The organism is Streptomyces davaonensis JCM 4913 (assembly GCF_000349325.1).
GTDB classification, from domain to species: domain Bacteria; phylum Actinomycetota; class Actinomycetes; order Streptomycetales; family Streptomycetaceae; genus Streptomyces; species Streptomyces davaonensis.
This window is the reverse complement of sequence record NC_020504.1, coordinates 3,291,815-3,308,832: the sequence shown is the minus strand read 5'-3', so window position 1 is coordinate 3,308,832 and position 17,018 is coordinate 3,291,815. Positions and strand designations below refer to the sequence as shown.

The 17,018-nt window shown below is 71.5% G+C and carries 13 protein-coding genes; 10 read left to right on the top strand and 3 right to left on the bottom strand.

Annotated elements, in window-relative coordinates; genetic code table 11:
- The first annotated feature begins 2 nt into the window (after positions 1–2).
- On the top strand, positions 3–1,517 hold the full coding sequence (gene gatB, locus BN159_RS14175; protein ID WP_015657667.1) for an Asp-tRNA(Asn)/Glu-tRNA(Gln) amidotransferase subunit GatB: 1,515 nt from the start codon (positions 3–5) through the stop codon (positions 1,515–1,517).
- Positions 1,518–1,565: 48 nt separating this feature from the next.
- On the opposite strand, the gene BN159_RS14170 is transcribed toward gatB, so the two are convergent.
- On the bottom strand, positions 1,566–2,372 hold the full coding sequence (locus BN159_RS14170) for an SAM-dependent methyltransferase (protein WP_015657666.1): 807 nt from the start codon (positions 2,370–2,372) through the stop codon (positions 1,566–1,568).
- A 140-nt stretch (positions 2,373–2,512) separates the two neighbouring features.
- Between BN159_RS14170 and BN159_RS14165 the strand changes: the two genes are divergently transcribed.
- The 7 genes from BN159_RS14165 (at position 2,513) to BN159_RS14135 (ending at position 10,136) form a co-directional block, all read left to right on the top strand.
- The gene (locus BN159_RS14165) at positions 2,513–2,848 is read left to right on the top strand and encodes a hypothetical protein (RefSeq protein ID WP_041819269.1); all 336 of its coding nucleotides are present in this window, start codon (positions 2,513–2,515) and stop codon (positions 2,846–2,848) included.
- Between the two features lie 190 nt (positions 2,849–3,038).
- Positions 3,039–5,267, top strand: coding sequence for an MMPL family transporter (locus BN159_RS14160; protein ID WP_015657664.1), 2,229 nt, complete (start codon positions 3,039–3,041; stop codon positions 5,265–5,267).
- Positions 5,245–5,820, top strand: a complete 576-nt coding sequence (locus BN159_RS14155; RefSeq protein WP_015657663.1) for a GNAT family N-acetyltransferase — start codon at positions 5,245–5,247, stop codon at positions 5,818–5,820. Before BN159_RS14160 ends, BN159_RS14155 begins: the two co-directional genes overlap by 23 nt.
- Positions 5,821–5,855: 35 nt before the next feature.
- Positions 5,856–6,434: a hypothetical protein gene (locus tag BN159_RS14150; protein ID WP_015657662.1), complete on the top strand. Its 579-nt coding sequence runs from the start codon at positions 5,856–5,858 to the stop codon at positions 6,432–6,434.
- Between the two features lie 195 nt (positions 6,435–6,629).
- Complete coding sequence (locus tag BN159_RS14145) at positions 6,630–6,815, top strand: hypothetical protein (protein WP_015657661.1); 186 nt, start codon at positions 6,630–6,632, stop codon at positions 6,813–6,815.
- Positions 6,816–6,880: 65 nt separating this feature from the next.
- Complete coding sequence (locus tag BN159_RS14140) at positions 6,881–9,910, top strand: helix-turn-helix transcriptional regulator (protein ID WP_041819266.1); 3,030 nt, start codon at positions 6,881–6,883, stop codon at positions 9,908–9,910.
- A gap of 40 nt (positions 9,911–9,950) precedes the next feature.
- Positions 9,951–10,136, top strand: a complete 186-nt coding sequence (locus BN159_RS14135; protein WP_015657659.1) for a DUF6191 domain-containing protein — start codon at positions 9,951–9,953, stop codon at positions 10,134–10,136.
- A 10-nt stretch (positions 10,137–10,146) separates the two neighbouring features.
- Here BN159_RS14135 and BN159_RS14130 read toward each other — a convergent pair whose 3' ends face one another.
- Positions 10,147–11,349 carry a PQQ-dependent sugar dehydrogenase gene (locus BN159_RS14130; protein ID WP_015657658.1) on the bottom strand — a complete coding sequence of 401 codons (1,203 nt, stop codon included), beginning with the start codon at positions 11,347–11,349 and terminating at the stop codon, positions 10,147–10,149.
- A gap of 100 nt (positions 11,350–11,449) precedes the next feature.
- Positions 11,450–12,448: an aldo/keto reductase gene (locus BN159_RS14125; RefSeq protein ID WP_015657657.1), complete on the bottom strand. Its 999-nt coding sequence runs from the start codon at positions 12,446–12,448 to the stop codon at positions 11,450–11,452.
- A gap of 76 nt (positions 12,449–12,524) precedes the next feature.
- On the opposite strand from BN159_RS14125, the gene BN159_RS14120 reads away from it, so the two are divergent.
- A complete protein-coding gene (locus BN159_RS14120) occupies positions 12,525–13,499 on the top strand; it encodes a 2-hydroxyacid dehydrogenase (RefSeq protein ID WP_015657656.1) in 975 nt (324 codons plus the stop codon).
- A gap of 384 nt (positions 13,500–13,883) precedes the next feature.
- A complete protein-coding gene (locus tag BN159_RS14115) occupies positions 13,884–16,904 on the top strand; it encodes a putative bifunctional diguanylate cyclase/phosphodiesterase (protein WP_015657655.1) in 3,021 nt (1,006 codons plus the stop codon).
- The last annotated feature ends 114 nt before the right edge of the window (positions 16,905–17,018 follow it).

Below are 17,018 nucleotides of genomic sequence, written 5' to 3'. Positions count from 1 at the left end.
CCGTGACCACCACGACCGACCTGGTGTCGTACGAGGACGCGCTGGCGTCGTACGACCCCGTCATGGGCCTTGAGGTCCATGTCGAACTCGGCACCAACACCAAGATGTTCTGCGGCTGTTCGACGACGCTCGGCGCCGACCCGAACACCCAGACCTGCCCCGTCTGCCTCGGCATGCCCGGCGCGCTCCCGGTCGTCAACGCGACCGGCGTCGAGTCGGCGATCAAGATCGGTCTCGCGCTGAACTGCGAGATCGCCGAGTGGTGCCGCTTCGCCCGGAAGAACTACTTCTATCCGGACATGCCGAAGAACTTCCAGACCTCCCAGTACGACGAGCCGATCGCCTTCAACGGCTATCTCGACGTACAGCTGGAGGACGGCGAGACCTTCCGGGTGCAGATCGAGCGCGCCCACATGGAGGAGGACACCGGCAAGTCGACGCACGTCGGCGGTGCCACCGGCCGTATCCACGGCGCCTCGCACTCGCTGCTGGACTACAACCGCGCGGGCATCCCGCTCATCGAGATCGTCACCAAGCCGATCGAGGGTGCGGGCGAGCGCGCTCCCGAGGTCGCGCGGGCGTACGTCCGTGAGCTGCGCGAGCTCATCAAGGCGCTCGGTGTGTCGGAGGCCCGCATGGAGATGGGCCAGATGCGCTGCGACGTGAACCTCTCGCTGCGCCCGAACGGCACCGAGAAGTTCGGCACGCGCTCCGAGACGAAGAACGTCAACTCGCTGCGGTCCGTGGAGCGTGCGGCCCGCTTCGAGATCCAGCGGCACGCGGCCGTGCTGTCCTCCGGCGGCACGATCATCCAGGAAACCCGCCACTTCCACGAGGACACGGGGTCCACGACCTCGGGCCGTGTAAAGGAGGAGGCCGAGGACTACCGGTACTTCCCGGAGCCCGACCTGGTGCCGGTCGCCCCGTCCCGTGAGTGGGTCGAGGAGATCCGCGCGGCGCTGCCCGAGATGCCGCTGGCCCGTCGTACCCGGCTCCTCGCGGAGTGGGGCATCACGGCCCTGGACATGCAGGCGATCCTCAACGCCGGTGCGCTGGACCTGATCGTCGCTACCATCGACGCCGGTGCCGACGCGGCCTCCGCCCGTAAGTGGTGGATGGGTGAACTCGCCCGCAGCGCCAACGAGTCGGGCACCTCGCTGGACGAGCTGGCCATCACGCCCGTCCAGGTCGCGCGCGTCACCGAGCTGGTCTCGAAGGGCGACCTGAACGACAAGCTGGCTCGTCAGGTCATCGAGGGCGTCCTCGCGGGCGAGGGCACCCCGGACGAGGTCGTCGACAAGCGCGGTCTGAAGGTCGTCTCCGACGACTCGGCGCTCGGTACGGCGGTCGACGAGGCCATCGCCGGGAACCCGGGCATCGCCGACAAGATCCGCGGCGGCAAGGTGGCCGCGGCCGGCGCCCTGGTCGGCGCGGTCATGAAGGCCACCCGTGGCCAGGCCGACGCCGCCCGCGTCAAGGAGCTGATCCTGGAGAAGCTGGGCGTCAGCGAAGGCTGAGGCCGACACGCGAATGGCCCCGGAGGATCGACCTCCGGGGCCATTGGCCTACTTACGGCGTCCTACGAGCCGTACGAACCCCAGCGCCCGCCCCTGGTCGGCGCGCACCATCTCGCCGACCCTGCGGGCCATCGTGCGATGGAACTCCTCGGGACTCTCCTCGGCGACGACCTCGCACCACAGCAGCCAGTCCCGCCAGCCGTCGTCCAGCCAGTCGGCCGCCTCGACCTCGACGGCCCCGCTGCGGGTCCAGTGGCGGCGCCACCAGTCGGCGGTGTGGAAGCACCAGAAGTCGGGCTCCCACCACTGCCGGAGGTGTTCCGGCGGCTCCACGCCGTCGATCTCCTCGCGCAGAGCCGGTACGACGATCCCGATCCGCCCGCCCGGCTTCAGCAGCCGGGTCAGCGTGGGCAGATACAGGTCGTTCGTGCCGAAGTACTGGTAGGCGTCGATGCTCACGATCGCGTCGAAGCTCGCCTCGGCGAACGGCAGATCGTGCGCCTCGGTGTGGACGGGCAGCACCCGGTCGGCGAAACCGGCCTCGGCGATCCGCCGTGCGTTGTCGTCCGGACCGATCCACAGATCGGCCGCGGTGACCTGGGCGTGGTACTCCCTGGCGAGGAAGACCGAGGTCATCGCCCGACCGCAGCCGAGGTCGAGCACGCGGGCGCAGGGGCGCAGGGCGTCCAGGCCCAGCGCGGGCGCGAGCCACTCCAGCAGCCACAGCGCGTTCGGGCCCATCTGGTTCTCGATGACCCAGCGGACGTCGTAGGCGTTGCTGCGCGGGTACAGCGCGTGGGTCAGCCGCTCGGTGAGGGCCTCATCCGAGATCCTCGGGGTGGTGATGTCTGACATCGGTGAACGGGCTCCTTGAGTCCTGAGAGGCGGAAAGGGATACGGAGGAGCTCGTGAGCACGCTCAAACAACACACCTGCTTCGGTCGAGGGCCGGACGGGCCCGGGGTCTCTTGGCGGAACACGCTACGCTCGCCCGCCATGAGTGGACGCACCAATTCCGAGCACGCCGCCTCCGAGCACCCGCCGGACATAGCCGAGGCGGACGAGGCGGATGAGACGGACGAGGTGCACGACGCGCGACGGGCCCGCTGGACCGCCGTCACGGTCGGTGCGCTGCTGGCCCTCGCGGGTCTCGCCGCCTCGACGCTGCGCGCCACCGGCTCCGCCCCCGCGCTCGTCCCGGCCGCCTATGCCGTCGGCGCCCTCGTCTGCGGTCTCGCGGCCTTCCTCGGCTCCCGGGGCCGTACCCGGCGGGCGCTGTGGCTGCTGATCGCCGGGGTGACCGTGATGGCGTTCGGAGACCAGTTCGACTGACGTGACAGCGGGGCCGTTACTGTCCTGTGATCTGCCTCGCACTCCTGTGAATAAACCCACGAATGCCGCAATCGATCACTTTCGCCTGTAAGAGTGGCAGGGCATTGCTCATGCGTTCTTTGCGGGCTGTTCATTTGATGAACCTCTGTTCCCGGTCAAAGATCCACACATCGTCCCCGGGAGCACGTTCGTGGCTGCACTCGCACGCTGGTGTGTCCAGCGCCGCCTCGTCGCCGTACTGCTGTGGCTCGTCGCCCTCGTCGGGGTGAGCGCCGCCGCCGCGGTCGCGGGCTCCGCGTACTCCAACGACTACGAGGTCGCCGGCACCGAGTCGGGCCGCGCCACCCAGCTCCTCCAGGACGGCTTCCAGGGCCTCGGCGGGGACAGCGACACGATCGTCTGGCACACCGACTCCGGCACCGTCCGGGCCGCCGACGTGCAGCAGACGATGGACCGCACCCTGGAGAAGATCGCCGAGCTGCCCGGCGTGGCCGCCGTCACCGGCCCGTCCGACGAGCACGGCGCGGCCCAGGTCAGCGAGGACGGACGTACCGCCTACGCCACCGTCACCTTCGAGGACAGCGCCGAGAACATCGACCGGGCCGAGGCGCAGGCGGTGGTCGACACCGCCAAGGACGCCGAGACCGACGGGCTCCAGGTGGAGCTCGGCGGCTCCGCCGTCGCGCTCACCGAGTCCTCCGGCGGGCATATCGCCGAGGTGGTCGGGGTGGCGGTCGCCGCCGTCGTGCTCTTCCTCGCCTTCGGCTCGCTCGCCGCCTCCCTGCTGCCCATCGCCACGGCCCTGGTCAGCGTCGGCACCGCCTACGCCGGGACCGTGCTGCTCGGGCACGCCATGACCGTCGCCGACTTCGCCCCCATGCTCGGCATGCTGATCGGGCTCGGCGTCGGCATCGACTACGCGCTCTTCATCGTCACCCGGCACCGGCGCGGACTGAAGCGCGGGCTGCCCGTCGCCGAGTCCATCACCAACGCCGTCGCGACCACCGGACGGGCGGTCGTGTTCGCGGGTGCCACCGTTTGCATCGCCCTGCTGGGCATGCTGATCCTGCGGCTGAACTTCCTCAACGGCGTCGCCCTCGCGGCCTCGCTGACCGTGGTGCTGACCGTCGCGGCCTCCGTGACCCTGCTGCCCGCCCTGCTCTCCTTCATCGGCATGCGCGCCCTCAGCCGCCGCGAACGGCGCAGGCTGGTCGAGCACGGCCCCGAGCCGGAGCTGCCGACCGGGCTCGCAGCCCGCTGGTCGGCCTTCGTCGAACGCCACCCCAAGCTGCTCGGCGCCCTCGCCCTGGTCGTCATCACCCTGCTCGCGCTGCCCACGCTCTCCCTGCGCCTGGGCACCTCCGACCAGGGCAACAACCCGCAGACCGCCACCACCCGGCAGGCCTACGACCTCCTCGCCGACGGCTTCGGCCCCGGCGTCAACGGACCCCTGACGCTGGTGACGCACGTCGACGGCGGCGACGACGAACTCGCCCTGGACAGCCTCGACGCCACGCTCCGGTCCACCGAGGGCGTCGCCTCGGTGACCCCCGTGACCTACAACCCGGCGGGGGACACCGCGTATCTCACGCTGATCCCCGAATCCTCGCCGCAGTCCCAGAAGACCAGCGATCTCGTCGAGCGGCTGCGCTCCGAGGTGCTGCCCCGCGCGGAGACCGGCACCTCGCTCGACCTCCAGGTCGGCGGTGTGACCGCGGGCTACGACGACTTCGCCGACGTCATCGTCGGCAAGCTGCCCCTGTTCGTGGGCGTCGTGGTCGGCCTCGGCTGTCTGCTGCTCCTGCTCGCCTTCCGGTCCATCGGCATCCCGCTGAAGGCCGCCGCGATGAACATCGCCGCCGTGGCCGCGGCCTTCGGAGTCGTCGTCGCGATCTTCCAGTGGGGCTGGGGCAGCGAGCTGCTGGGCCTCGGCCGGGCCGGGCCGATCGAGCCCTTCCTCCCCGTGATCATGGTGTCCGTGCTGTTCGGGCTCTCCATGGACTACCAGGTGTTCCTGGTCAGCCGGATGTACGAGGAGTGGCTGGAGACCGGCGACAACCGGCGGGCCGTGCGGATCGGCCTCGCCGAGACCAGCCGGGTGATCAACTCCGCCGCGGTCATCATGATCTCGGTCTTCCTCGCCTTCGTGCTCAGCGGCGACCGCGTGATCGCCATGTTCGGCATCGCGCTCGCCGCCGCCGTCGCCCTGGACGCCTTCGTCCTGCGCACCCTGCTCGTCCCCGCCCTCATGCACCTCCTCGGCGGCGCCAACTGGTGGCTGCCCCGCTGGCTGGACGCCCGGCTGCCGCGGATCAGCATCGAGCCGCCCGAGGCGCGCGCCGCCCATGAGAGGCTGGCCGACGTCGTGGAGGAGTTCGATGAGGAGCGGCGGGACGATGTACGCGATATCGCTGGGTGACGACGGCGCTGAACTGCGGCCCCTGGAGCCCTGGCACGCCGAGGAGTTCCTGGCCCACCTGGAACGCGGCCGGGACTTCATCAACCAGTACGTCCCGTTCGGCTCGAAGGCCAAGGACACCGCCGGCGCCCGCGAGGTCCTCCAGCGCTACGCCGACATGCGCGCCGCCGACACCGGCTCGCTGCACGGACTGTGGCTGGACGGGAAGCTCGTCGGCGGAGTGCTCTTCCTGAACTTCGACGCGGACAGCCGCAACTGCGAGGTCGGCTGCTGGCTGGAGCCCGCCGGGACCGGCCGCGGGCTCGTCACCCGCGCGATGCGGGTGCTCCTCGACTTCGCCTTCGGTGAGCGCGGCATGCACCGGGTGGAGTGGCATGCCGCGGCGGCCAACGAACCCAGCCTCAACGTGGCCCGGCGGCTCGGCATGAGCCGGGAGGCCGTACTGCGGGAGAACTGGCCCCACAAGGGCGTTCGCCACGACACCGAGATCTGGGCGATCCTCGCCCCCGAATGGCACGACGCACGCGCGCGTGCCACGCACAGCGATCATTAAGAAAGCTCTCAGACAGCCTCCGTACGGTGCGAGACATGGGAACGAAGACAGTGGACGAGACGAAGACCGCCGAGAAGCAGGAGGCCGTCGAGGCCACCGAGCCCGCGGACGTCAACAAGACCGAGGACGCCATCGAGGCCGACGCCGAGATCCTCGAGAACGGCGACGACAGCGACGACCTCGCCGAGCTGACCCCGGACGCGCAGGAGGGCTCCTCCTTCGTCGGCCAGGGCGCCGCCGCGGTCGTCTCCGCCGCGCTCGGCCTGGTCGCGCTGACCGGCAGCTGGGTCGGCACCGTGGCCGCGGCGCGCAGCGAGATCACCGGCCAGCTGGAGATGCAGGCCGCCTCGAACGCGAGCGTCGCCCAGCAGCTGGAGGCCGTCTACGGCGACGCCTGGCAGACCACCGCGCTGTGGGGCGGTGCGTTCGCCCTGGTCGCGCTGATCGTCGGCGTCCTGACCCTCGCCCGGCCGGCGTTCGGCGCCCCGGGTCAGCCGCAGCCGGTCTGGATCAAGTCGGTCTCCTGGGCGGGCGTCGCGCTCGGCGTGATCGGCCTGCTCCTCGCGGTCCTCAAGTACACCGACGTCATGCTCGGACTGCCCTCCACCAGCTGAATCACCGCAGGTCCTGAGGGGTCTTAGAGCATCCGTAAGCACCTTACGGAGCCTCTGAGGCCCCTTCTGCGCGTCTAAGGCCCTCGGCGCCGCCGAAGATGCGGAACTCTCCCGATGTGGCGGACCCCCCTGGGAGACGAAAGTTGAGTCATCGCAGCAAGCAGCCGCGAAAACCAACTCTCCACAGGGGACACCATGTTCGAGTACGAGCTTCACCACCTCCGTTCCGCCGACCTGATCCGCGAGGCCGACAACGAGCGCCTGGCCCGCGAGGCCGTCCGCAGCCGCCGCGCCGCCCGCCGGGAAGCCGCCGGACGGGCCGCCGAGAGCGAGAGCCATATCTCCCGCCGCGGCCGGCTCCGCACCGCCCGCACCGCATGAGCACCGGGGGGTTGACGGTGGGGCACACCGAGAAAACCGGTGCCCCACCGTCAGCGCCGCATGCGATGCTCTGGCAAGTGGAGACCCAGTCCGTCAGCCCCGTGTTCGTCGGCCGCGCCGAGGAGCTTCAGACCCTGAAGGACGCGCTCGCCCGTGCTGACACGGGCGAGCCGCAGGCGCTGCTGCTCGGCGGCGAGGCCGGGGTCGGCAAGACCCGCCTGGTCGAGGAGTTCGCGCACCACGCCACCGACGGCGGCGCCGTCGTCGCGCTCGGCGGCTGTGTCGAGATCGGCGCCGACGGACTGCCCTTCGCCCCCTTCTCCACCGCCCTGCGCGCCCTGCGCCACGCCCTCCCCACCGAACTGGCCGCTGCCGCCCAGGGCCAGGAGGAGGAACTGGCCCGGCTGCTGCCCGAACTCGGCGCCACCGGCCCCGGCCGCCACGACGAGAACGGCACCGCCCGCCTCTTCGAACTCACCGCACGGCTGCTGGAACGCGTCACCGCCGACCGCACGGTCGTGCTCGCCCTGGAGGACCTGCACTGGGCCGACGCCTCCACCCGGCACCTCCTCGCCTACCTCCTGCGCACCCTGCGCACCGGCCGCCTGGTCGTCCTCGCCACCTACCGCGCCGACGACATCCACCGCCGCCACCCGCTGCGCCCCCTGCTCGCCGAACTCGACCGGCTGCGCACCGTCCGCCGGATCGAACTGGACCGCTTCACCCACGCCGAGGTCGGGCGCCAGATCGCCGGGATCCTCGCCGCCGAACCCGACCCCGACCAGGTCGACGAGATCTTCGAACGCTCCGACGGCAACGCCTTCTTCGTCGAGGAACTCGCCGTCGCCTCCCACGAGGGCTGCTGCACCGGGCTCACCGACTCCCTGCGCGATCTGCTCCTGGTGCGGGTCGAGGCGCTGCCCGAGACCGCCCAGCGGGTCGCCCGGATCGTCGCCGAGGGCGGCTCCACCGTGGAGTACCGGCTGCTCGCCGCCGTCGCCCGGCTCGCCGAGGACGACCTCATCGAGGCACTGCGAGCCGCTGTGGGCGCCAGCATCCTCACCCCCGCGCCCGGCGGCGACGGCTACCGCTTCCGGCACTCCCTGGTCCGCGAGGCCGTCGGCGACGACCTGCTGCCCGGCGAACGCTCCCGCCTCAACCGCGCCTACGCCGAGGCCCTCCAGGCCGACCCGGGCCTCGTCCCGGCCGACGAACGCGTGATGCGCCTGGCCAGCTACTGGTACCACGCCCACGACCCCGCCAAGGCCCTCCCCGCCGTCCTCGACGCCTCCGTCACGGCCCGCCGCCGGCACGCCTACTCCGAGCAACTGCGCCTCCTGGAACGCGCGATGGAGCTGTGGGAGACCGCCCCCGAGGACGTACGCGCGGGGCTTCGCCCCGTCGACTACGCCGAGGCCTACCCGCCCTGCGGCTGCGATCCCGCCACCACACCCCTGCGCTATCTCGACCTGATGGCCGAGGCCGCCGTCGCCGGACGGCTCTGCGGGGAGCGGGAACGCGCACTGAAGATCACCAAGCGGGCGCTGCACCTCCTGGAGGCGGAGGGCGATCCGCTGCGGTCCGCCTGGTTCTGGATCCAGCGCTCTCGGCTGATCCCGGCGCAGGGCCGAGGCGACGGCTGGCAGGAGATCGAGACCGCCAAGGACCTGGTCTGCGGGCTGCCGCCGTCCGAGGTGCACGCCGAGGTGCTGGCCACCGTCGCCGCCTGGGCCATGGTCCGTGCGCCGGGCCCCGACGCGATGACCGCGGCCGAGCGCGCCGTCGAGTACGCGCGCATGGTCGGTGCCACCGACATCGAGCTGAACGCCCGGCTCACGCTCGGCCTCCTCGTCGTCGACGCGGGGGACATCGAGGCCGGGCTCGCCCTGATGCACGAGGTGCGCGAGCAGGCCCTGCCCCTCGGACTGCCCTCCGTGATCGGACGGGTCCACATCAACCTCGGGTCCGTCCTGGTGGGCATCGGCCGTCCCGAGGAGGCGCTGGGCATCCTCCAGGAGGGGCTCAGGCTCACCCAGGACCGCGGCCTGCGCGACTCCGAGGCCTGGATCTGGGCCAACCTCGCCGAGGCGCTGATCCCCCTGGGCCGCTGGGACGAGGCCACCGAGGCGGCGGTCACCGCCCAGCGCACGGGACAGGTCGCCAAGCCACACGGCTGCGCCGCCCGCTGCCTGGCCCACGTCGCCCTGTCCCGCGGGCACCTGGAGGAGGCGGCCCGGCACCTGGCCGACGGCCGCGCCTCCTACGGCACCCACGACCCCATGCCGCAGAACACCCTGCCGCTGTCCCGGCTCGCCATCGCCCTCGCCGCCACCGAGGGCCGCCTCCCCGACGCCCGTGCCGAACTCGCGCGCACCCTCGACACCGGCTTCCAGCCCGGCACCCAGCGCTACGCCTGGCCCCTGCTGCTGGCCGCCGCCACCGCCGAGGCCGACGCCCGGGACCTGCCCGCAGCCCAGGAGGGCCGCGCGGAGACCCTGGAACGTGTCCTCACCGCCGTCAAGACCCTCACCACCGACGCCCCCGTCTGGCACGCCTACGATCAGTGGGTCCGCGCCGAACTCCAGCGCGCCGAGGGACACACTCCGGTCGATCTCTGGTCGACGGTGGTCACCGCCTTCGAACAGCTCCAGCGTCCCTACGACCTCGCCCAGGTCCGCCACCGGCTCGCCGAGGCGCTGCTCACGGCGGGCGACGAGCACGACCGCGCGCCCGCGGCGGACCTGCTCCGCCTTTCCCACGCGGTCGCCGAGCATCTGGGCGCCCGCCCCCTGGCCGACGAGGTCACCGCGCTCGCCCAGCGGGCCCGCCTGCCCCTGACGTCCGACGCCCGCCGCCCCTCAACCGACACCCTCGGCCTCACCACCCGCGAACACGACGTCCTGCGCCTGGTCTCCGCCGGCCGCACCAACCGTCAGATAGCCGAGGAACTCTTCATCTCCCCGAAGACGGCCAGCGTTCACGTCTCCAACATCCTCGCCAAGCTGGGTGTCGCCGGGCGGGGCGAGGCGGCGGCGGTGGCTCATCGCATGGGGCTGTTCGCGATGGGGGACGGGGAGCGGGTGGGGGCCGGATGACCAGTGACTGACTCCGCCACGCGCCACGGAAAGGGAAGCGATGTTCAACCCCTTCGAGGAACTGTTCGCACCTGGCCGCAAGCACACCCGCGATGAGCGGAACAGGCTGGAACTCACCCGGGTGGACGTGGGGGACGCGGATCCGGGACGGGGGCCGATAGATCTGGCGTCCGGGAAGGTCGTCGTACGGAAACCGGAGTCGGAGTCGGAGCCGGACGAGGACTGAGCCGTCGGTTCTAGCTCACCCGCACCTCCAGAATCCGGTCGTCCGAGTCCTCCGGGCTGCCCCGGCCGTCCGTGCTGCTGGTGACCAGCCACAGCTTGTCGCCGTCCGCCGGTGCCACCGTGCGCAGTCGGCCGTAGTCGCCCTCCAGGAACGCCTGCGGTTCCGCCGCCGCCTCCGTGCCCTTCAGCGGGATCCGCCACAGGCGCTCGCCCCTCAGGCCCGCCATCCAGATCGAGCCCTCGGCGTAGGCGATGCCGCTGGGGGAGGCCTCGTCGGTGGTCCACTGGGCTATCGGGTTGTGGAACGCCGGGTCGTCGGACTTGCCCTCCGCCTCCGGCCAGCCGTAGTTGTCGCCCGGCTTGATCGCGTTCAGCTCGTCCCAGGTGTCCTGCCCGAACTCCGCGGCGAACAGGCGCTGTTTGCTGTCCCAGGCCAGGCCCTGCACATTGCGGTGGCCGTAGGAGTACACGGGGGAGTCGGGGAAGGGGTTGCCCGGGGCGGGTTCGCCCTCGGGGGTCAGGCGCAGGATCTTGCCGCCCAGGGACTCCTTGTCCTGGGACAGGCCCTCCTCGCCGCTCTCGCCGGTGCCCGCGTAGAGCATCTTGTCGGGGCCGAACGCGATCCGGCCGCCGTTGTGGACGAAGCCCTTGGGGATGCCCCGGAAGATCGTGTCGGGTGCGCCCAGTTGCTCGCCGGACGGCTTGCCCTCCTCGTACAGCATGCGGACGATGCGGTTGTCGGACGCCGAGGTGAAGTAGGCGTAGATCATGTGGTCCGAGGCGTAGTCCGGGGAGAGCGCGAGGCCCATCAGGCCGCCCTCGCCGGCCGGGGAGACCCCGGGCACCTCGCCCAGCTCGGTCTGCTTGCCCGTCTTGGGATCCACCCGGGTGATCGTGGCCTCGTCGCGCGAGGAGACGAGCAGGGTGCCGTCGGGGAGCGGGGCCAGGCCCCAGGGCGACTTCAGATTCTCGGCGACGGTGCGCACCACCTCGGCGGAGCCCTTCGCGGGCGCGGCCTCCTCCGTCGTCCCGGAGGAGGGCGCCGCCGACGTCGTATCGCTCGACGCCGTGCCGTCACCCCCGGCGGACGATCCCCCTTCGTCGTCGGAGGAGCACCCGGCCGTCAGCAGGAGCGCGGCCGCGGCCAATACGGCCGTCACAGCTCGACGTTGCACGATCATGGTCCCTTCGACGGGGCGGCTACTACTTGTCATACACCGCTCGCGCCCCACAGGTTCCCGATCACGGGATCCCGAATCGCGCCCGCCGCGGCCGCCCTCCGGAGCGCCGCAGGTCAGGCCGACTGCGGGACCCTCAGTCCCACGACCCCCGAGCCCCCGGCAGCATCCCGATCTCCGCCAGGTCCTCCGCCGTGAGCCGCAGCTCCGCCGCCCCGGCGTTCTCCGTCACCCAGCGTTCCCGCTTGGCGCCGGGGGCCGGGACCACGTGGTTGCCCTGGGCCATGACCCAGGCCAGAGCCACCTGGGCCGGGGTGACGTGCTCCCCGTGGCGGCGGGCGATGCGGCGCAGGCCCACGACTATGGGCTGGTTGGCCGCCATCATCTCCGCCGTGAAGCGAGGGTGGCGAGCGCGGACGTCGTCCGGTTCGAAGCCCTCGCCCGGGGTCAGCGTGCCGGTGAGGAAGCCGTTGCCGAGCGGCATCGCCGCCAGGAAGCCGATCCCGCGCGCCTCGCACCACGGAAGCAGCGACTCCAGCGCCTCCGGTGACCACACCGACAGCTCCGCCTGCACCGCGCTCACCGGGAAGACCTGCTGCATCCGCCGCAACTGCCGGAGCGTGCTGTCGTGCAGGCCCGCCCCGGACCGCCGACCGCCGCGCGCGCCGACCGCGCACATGCCCAACGCCCGTACCTTTCCGGCCTGGACGAGCTCCGCCATCGCCCCCCAGGTCTCCTCGACCGGGATCTCGGGGTCGGCGCGGTGCAGCTGGTACAGGTCGATCACATCCGTCTGGAGGCGCCGCAGCGAGGCGTCGCACGCCCGCTTCACGTACCCGGGGCGGCCGTTGGCGACGATGTGCTGCTCGCCGACCAGCAGTCCGACCTTCGTCGACACGAAGGCCTCCGGCCGCCGCTCCTTCAACACCCGCCCCAGCAACAGCTCGTTGGTGAACGGGCCGTACATGTCGGCGGTGTCCAGCAGCGTCGAGCCCAGATCGAGCGCCCGGTGCACGGCCCTCAGCGACTCGTCACCGCGCTGCCGCGATCCGCTGTACGCCCAGCTCATCGGCATGCACCCGAGTCCGACAGCCCCCACCACGAGCGCCGCCGCGCCGATCGTCCTGCGCTCCACCTGGCCGTAACCCTCCCTCTTCCGGCACCCCAACCTAACCAATGCCGTTCAGGCCACCTGACATAGCCTCCTGAGCATGACTCCTGACGTGTGGCTTCCCATCCCGCCGGAAGAGATCGAGGGGCTCCCCGAAGGGCCGCAGTACCGTTTCTGGGACGGTGCCGAGGACTACCCCGCGGACCCCGCCGCGTGCGCCTTCTATGTCGTCCCCTACATGAAGCCGCCGGGGCTCGGGCAGCGCCCGCTGCCGCGGATGAGCTCCGTTCAGGTCGTCCAGACACTGTCCGCCGGTACTGATCATGTCGAGCCGGGCATGCGGCACTTGCGTCCCGGCGTCCACCTCTGCAATGCGCGCGGGGTGCACGAGGCGAGCACCGCCGAGCTGACCCTCGCGCTGATCCTGGCCTCGCTGCGCGGCGTCCCCGACTTCGTGCGCGCCCAGGACAGGGGGGAGTGGCTCGGCGGGTTCCGGCCCGCGCTGGCCGACAGGACCGTCCTCATCGTCGGCTACGGCTCCATCGGCGCCGCCATCGAGGACCGGCTCGCGCCGTTCGAGCTCGCGCGGGTGGCGCGCGTCGCGCGCTCCGAGCGCACCACGGCGCGCGGGCCAGTGCACCCACTCACCCAACTCCCCGCCCTGCTCCCCGAGGCGGACGTCGTGGTGCTGTCCACGCCGCTGACCGAATCCACTCGCCACCTGGTCGATTCGGGCTTCCTGGCCCGGATGAAGGACGGCGCGCTCCTGGTCAACGTGGCCCGCGGTGGAGTCGTCGACACCAAGGCCCTGCTCGCCGAGCTGGAGACCGGGCGCATCACCGCCGCCCTCGACGTCACCGACCCCGAACCCCTGCCCCCCGCCCACCCCTTGTGGCAGGCGCCCGGCGTGCTCATCAGCCCTCACGTGGGCGGGCCCACTTCCGCCTTCATGCCCCGCGCCAAACGACTGCTGGTCGACCAATTGAGCCGTTTCGTGAACCGGGAGCCCCTGCGCAACGTGATCCTTACGACGGGCACACCCAGCGGCCCGTCGACGGACGCAACGGCCACGTAATCCGGTTCGGGTACCCTCCGCAATCCTCTGAACGCGGTCCGTGCCCGCATCCCCGCTGATCGTCACGGAGCGTAGAGAACCTATGTCCCTGAGTGACGAGACTGGTGTATCGTCCCGACAGGGGCTGCGCCGCGCACCGTTCGGCGCCGGGGATGGACATTTGAGACTGTGAGGGGGGCGACGGGCGATGCACGGCCTATGGACCAACGATCCGACGCGGCGGGGCCGCCGGCGGCGACCCTGGCGCACGGCCGCGCGCAGACGCGGCCATCACGGCAACCACCACCACAGCCATCACCGCAGGCACAGCAGCCGCCGCAGGCATGCGCACCCAGCGCACCGGGACACTCGGGACCCGGGAGCGGCGCGGACCGGGAGGGACCGGTGACCTCGCCGCCTCCCACGACCACCCTCAACGGAGCGTTGCGGGCCCGTCCTTCGTCGGGGGCGCTGCCCCGGCCGCCGTCCTCCGGCGCCGGGTCCGGCATGGTCCCCCAACTCGTTCTGGCCGTGGTCTGCGCGGGATACGCCGTCGGTTCCGCGCTCGGCTGGGGTTCGGACGAACTCGCGCTGATCATGGGTGACTTCGGGCTCAGCGCCGCGGCCGCGGCGGCCGCCGTGAGCTGTTTCCTCTACGCCCGCAGCCGCCGTATCCGCTTTCGTCCCGCCTGGCTGCTGTTCGCCCTCTCCTCGGTCATGGCGGCCCTCGGCAACCTCGTCTGGGGGTGGTACGAGGTCGTACTCGGGCGTCCCGTGCCCAGCCCCAGCTACGCGGACGGGTTCTTCCTCTGCTTCGCCCCGCCCGCCATCGTGGGGCTGCTGGTGCTCGCCAAGCGCCCGGTGACCAAGGCCGGTTGGGTCTGTCTGGGTCTGGACGCCTGGCTGATCGGCGGCTCCCTGCTGACCCTGTCATGGAGCCTCGCCCTCGCCCAGACCGCGGCCGAGTCCGAGGCGACGAGCGTCTCGCACACCGCGCTCTCGCTGGCCTATCCGCTGCTGGACATCGCCCTGGTCAGCATGGTGCTCGCGCTGCACTTCAGGCGCTCGTCGGTGAACCGCACCGCGGTCAACACCGCGATCGGCGCGCTCGCCCTGACCGTGATGTGCGACGCCCTGTTCACCTCTCCGCTGATGCACAACAACTACCGTTCAGGACAGCTTCTCGACGCGGGCTGGTTCGCCGGCTCGCTGCTGCTCGCCTACGCCCCCTGGGCCGCCCCCCGGGGCCGCGACGCCGAGCGGCAGGAGAGCGAGGGACACACGCGCGTGGTGCACGAGCACGTGCCGGGACAGCGCGGCGGCAGCCACCCCCAACTGCCCGCACCGGGAGGTGATCGCAGCCGGTACCCGGCGGCCCGCCCGATCGCCGGCTCGCTGGCCGCGCTCACGCCCTATCTCGCCGCCGCCGTCTGCACGTTGGGGATTCTCTACAACGTCCTTCACGGCCGCAGCGTCGACCGCGTCGTGCTCATCACCGGCGGCACCGTCGTGCTCGCCCTGGTGATGCGCCAGGGCATCATGCTGATCGACAACATCACCCTCACCCAGGAACTGGCCCAGAAGGAGAACCACTTCCGCTCCCTGGTGCAGGGCTCAAGCGACGTCATCATGATCGCCGCCCCGAACGGCATCCTCCGCTATGTCTCCCCGGCCGCGGCCGGCGTCTACGGCCGCCCCGCGGAGGAGCTGGTGGGTACCGAACTGGCCAACCTCATCCACCCGGAGGACCTGGGCTGTGTGGTGCACGAGGTGCGCCGCTTCCTCGCCGCCAGCCCGCCCGAGGAACCCACTACGCGCATCGAGTGCCGGTTCCGGTCCGGCGAGGGCGGCTGGCTGAACGTCGAGTCCACCGTCAACCGTCATCACGGCGGGCTCATCTTCAACAGCCGGGACGTGACCGAAAGAGTGCGCCTCCAGGCGCAGCTCCAGCACAACGCCGAGCACGACCCGCTCACCGACCTGCCCAACCGCGCCCTGTTCACCAAGCGCGTGCAACAGGCCCTGTCCGGCCGCCGTGCCTCCGACCGCGGTGCCGCCCTGCGCGGTACGGCCGTCCTCTTCATCGACCTGGACGGTTTCAAGGCCGTCAACGACACGATCGGGCACCAGGCCGGGGACGAGCTGCTCGTCCAGGCCGCCCGGCGGCTCCAGGAGGCGGTGCGGCACGGCGACACCGCGTCCAGACTGGGCGGCGACGAGTTCGCCGCGCTCATCGTCGGAGACGGCACCCGTGACCGCACCGCACGCGAACGGCACCTCCTGGAGCTCGCCGACCGCCTCAGGGTCACGCTGTCGCAGCCGTACGTCATCGACGGCAACGATGTCCGGGTCGCCGCCTCCATCGGGGTCGCCTTCGCCGAGCCCGGCCTCGGCGCGGGCGAGCTGCTGCGCAACGCCGACCTGGCGATGTACCGCGCCAAGGCGGCAGGCAAGGGCCGGGTCGAGCTGTACAAGCCGCAGATGCAGCAGGACGTCGTACGCAAGGCGGAGCTGGCGACGCGGCTGCGGGCCGCGCTGCACGACGGCGAGTTCGCGCTGCTGCACCAGCCGGTGGTGTCCCTCGAGGACGGCCGGATCACGTCGGTCGCCGCGCAGGCGCGCTGGCGGTCCTCGCAAGGGGTGCTGTTCACGCCCGCCGAGTTCCTGCGGGTGTCCGAGGACAGCGACAAGACCGCCGAGCTGGGCCGTTGGATGCTCCAGGAGGCCGTGGAACAGGCCGCCGAGCGCACCACGACGGGTGTCTCGGTGCCGGTCGCGGTACGGATGAGCGCGCGTCGGCTGCTGGAACGCTCGATGCCGCTGGACTCGATCGAGGCCCTGCTCACCCGGCACGGCCTGCCGTCGGGCGCGCTGATCATCGAGCTGTCCGACACGGACGTACGGGTCTCGCTGGACGAGCTGGAGCGCCGGCTGGGCGCGCTGCGCAGACTGGGCGTGCGGATCGCCCTGGACGGCTTCGGCAGTGGCGGTGCGGCGATCACCGCGTTGCGCAGGCTCCCCGTGGACATCCTCAAGCTGGACCGCGGGCTGGTCGAGGGCGTCGTGGAGTCCGCGCGACTGCACAAGATCACCAGCGGGCTGCTGCGGATCGCCGCCGACCTGGGGCTCCAGTCCCTGGCGGAGGGCGTGGACCTGCCCGAGCAGATCGCGGCCCTGCGCGCGATGGGCTGCACCCATGGACAGGGCATGGCCTTCTCCGGACCGCTGGACGAGTACCGGCTGCGCAGAGCGCTCGGATCCGGCCACTATCCGGTCCCTCACAGCCCGGTCGAGCCCGCGTTCGCGGGCGGTGAACGCGGCATGCACAGGGGCGGGGCAGGGGTGTACACCGGAGGTGTGCCCGCTGTTCTCGGAGGCGGCAGTGCCCTTCGCTCACATAATGAGACGCCCGTCCCACCACCTTGACACGCGATGCGTGCCGGGGGGAGGGTCAGTGCCATGCGCACCCGAATTCTCGTACTTGGAAAGCGCGTCGGCTGACGCTGAGCCCTTGATCGCTCAGCTTCCCACTCCGGCGCG

Bases quoted from the DNA above. Each gene is read 5' to 3' on its own strand.
- BN159_RS14170 (WP_015657666.1), bottom strand. From the start codon at position 2,372: ATGTCAGACATCACCACCCCGAGGATCTCGGATGAGGCCCTCACCGAG.
- BN159_RS14165 (WP_041819269.1), top strand. From the start codon at position 2,513: ATGAGTGGACGCACCAATTCCGAGCACGCCGCCTCCGAGCACCCGCCG.
- BN159_RS14155 (WP_015657663.1), top strand. From the start codon at position 5,245: ATGTACGCGATATCGCTGGGTGACGACGGCGCTGAACTGCGGCCCCTG.
- BN159_RS14150 (WP_015657662.1), top strand. From the start codon at position 5,856: ATGGGAACGAAGACAGTGGACGAGACGAAGACCGCCGAGAAGCAGGAG.
- BN159_RS14145 (WP_015657661.1), top strand. From the start codon at position 6,630: ATGTTCGAGTACGAGCTTCACCACCTCCGTTCCGCCGACCTGATCCGC.
- BN159_RS14140 (WP_041819266.1), top strand. From the start codon at position 6,881: ATGCTCTGGCAAGTGGAGACCCAGTCCGTCAGCCCCGTGTTCGTCGGC.
- BN159_RS14135 (WP_015657659.1), top strand. From the start codon at position 9,951: ATGTTCAACCCCTTCGAGGAACTGTTCGCACCTGGCCGCAAGCACACC.
- BN159_RS14130 (WP_015657658.1), bottom strand. From the start codon at position 11,349: ATGACAAGTAGTAGCCGCCCCGTCGAAGGGACCATGATCGTGCAACGT.
- BN159_RS14120 (WP_015657656.1), top strand. From the start codon at position 12,525: ATGACTCCTGACGTGTGGCTTCCCATCCCGCCGGAAGAGATCGAGGGG.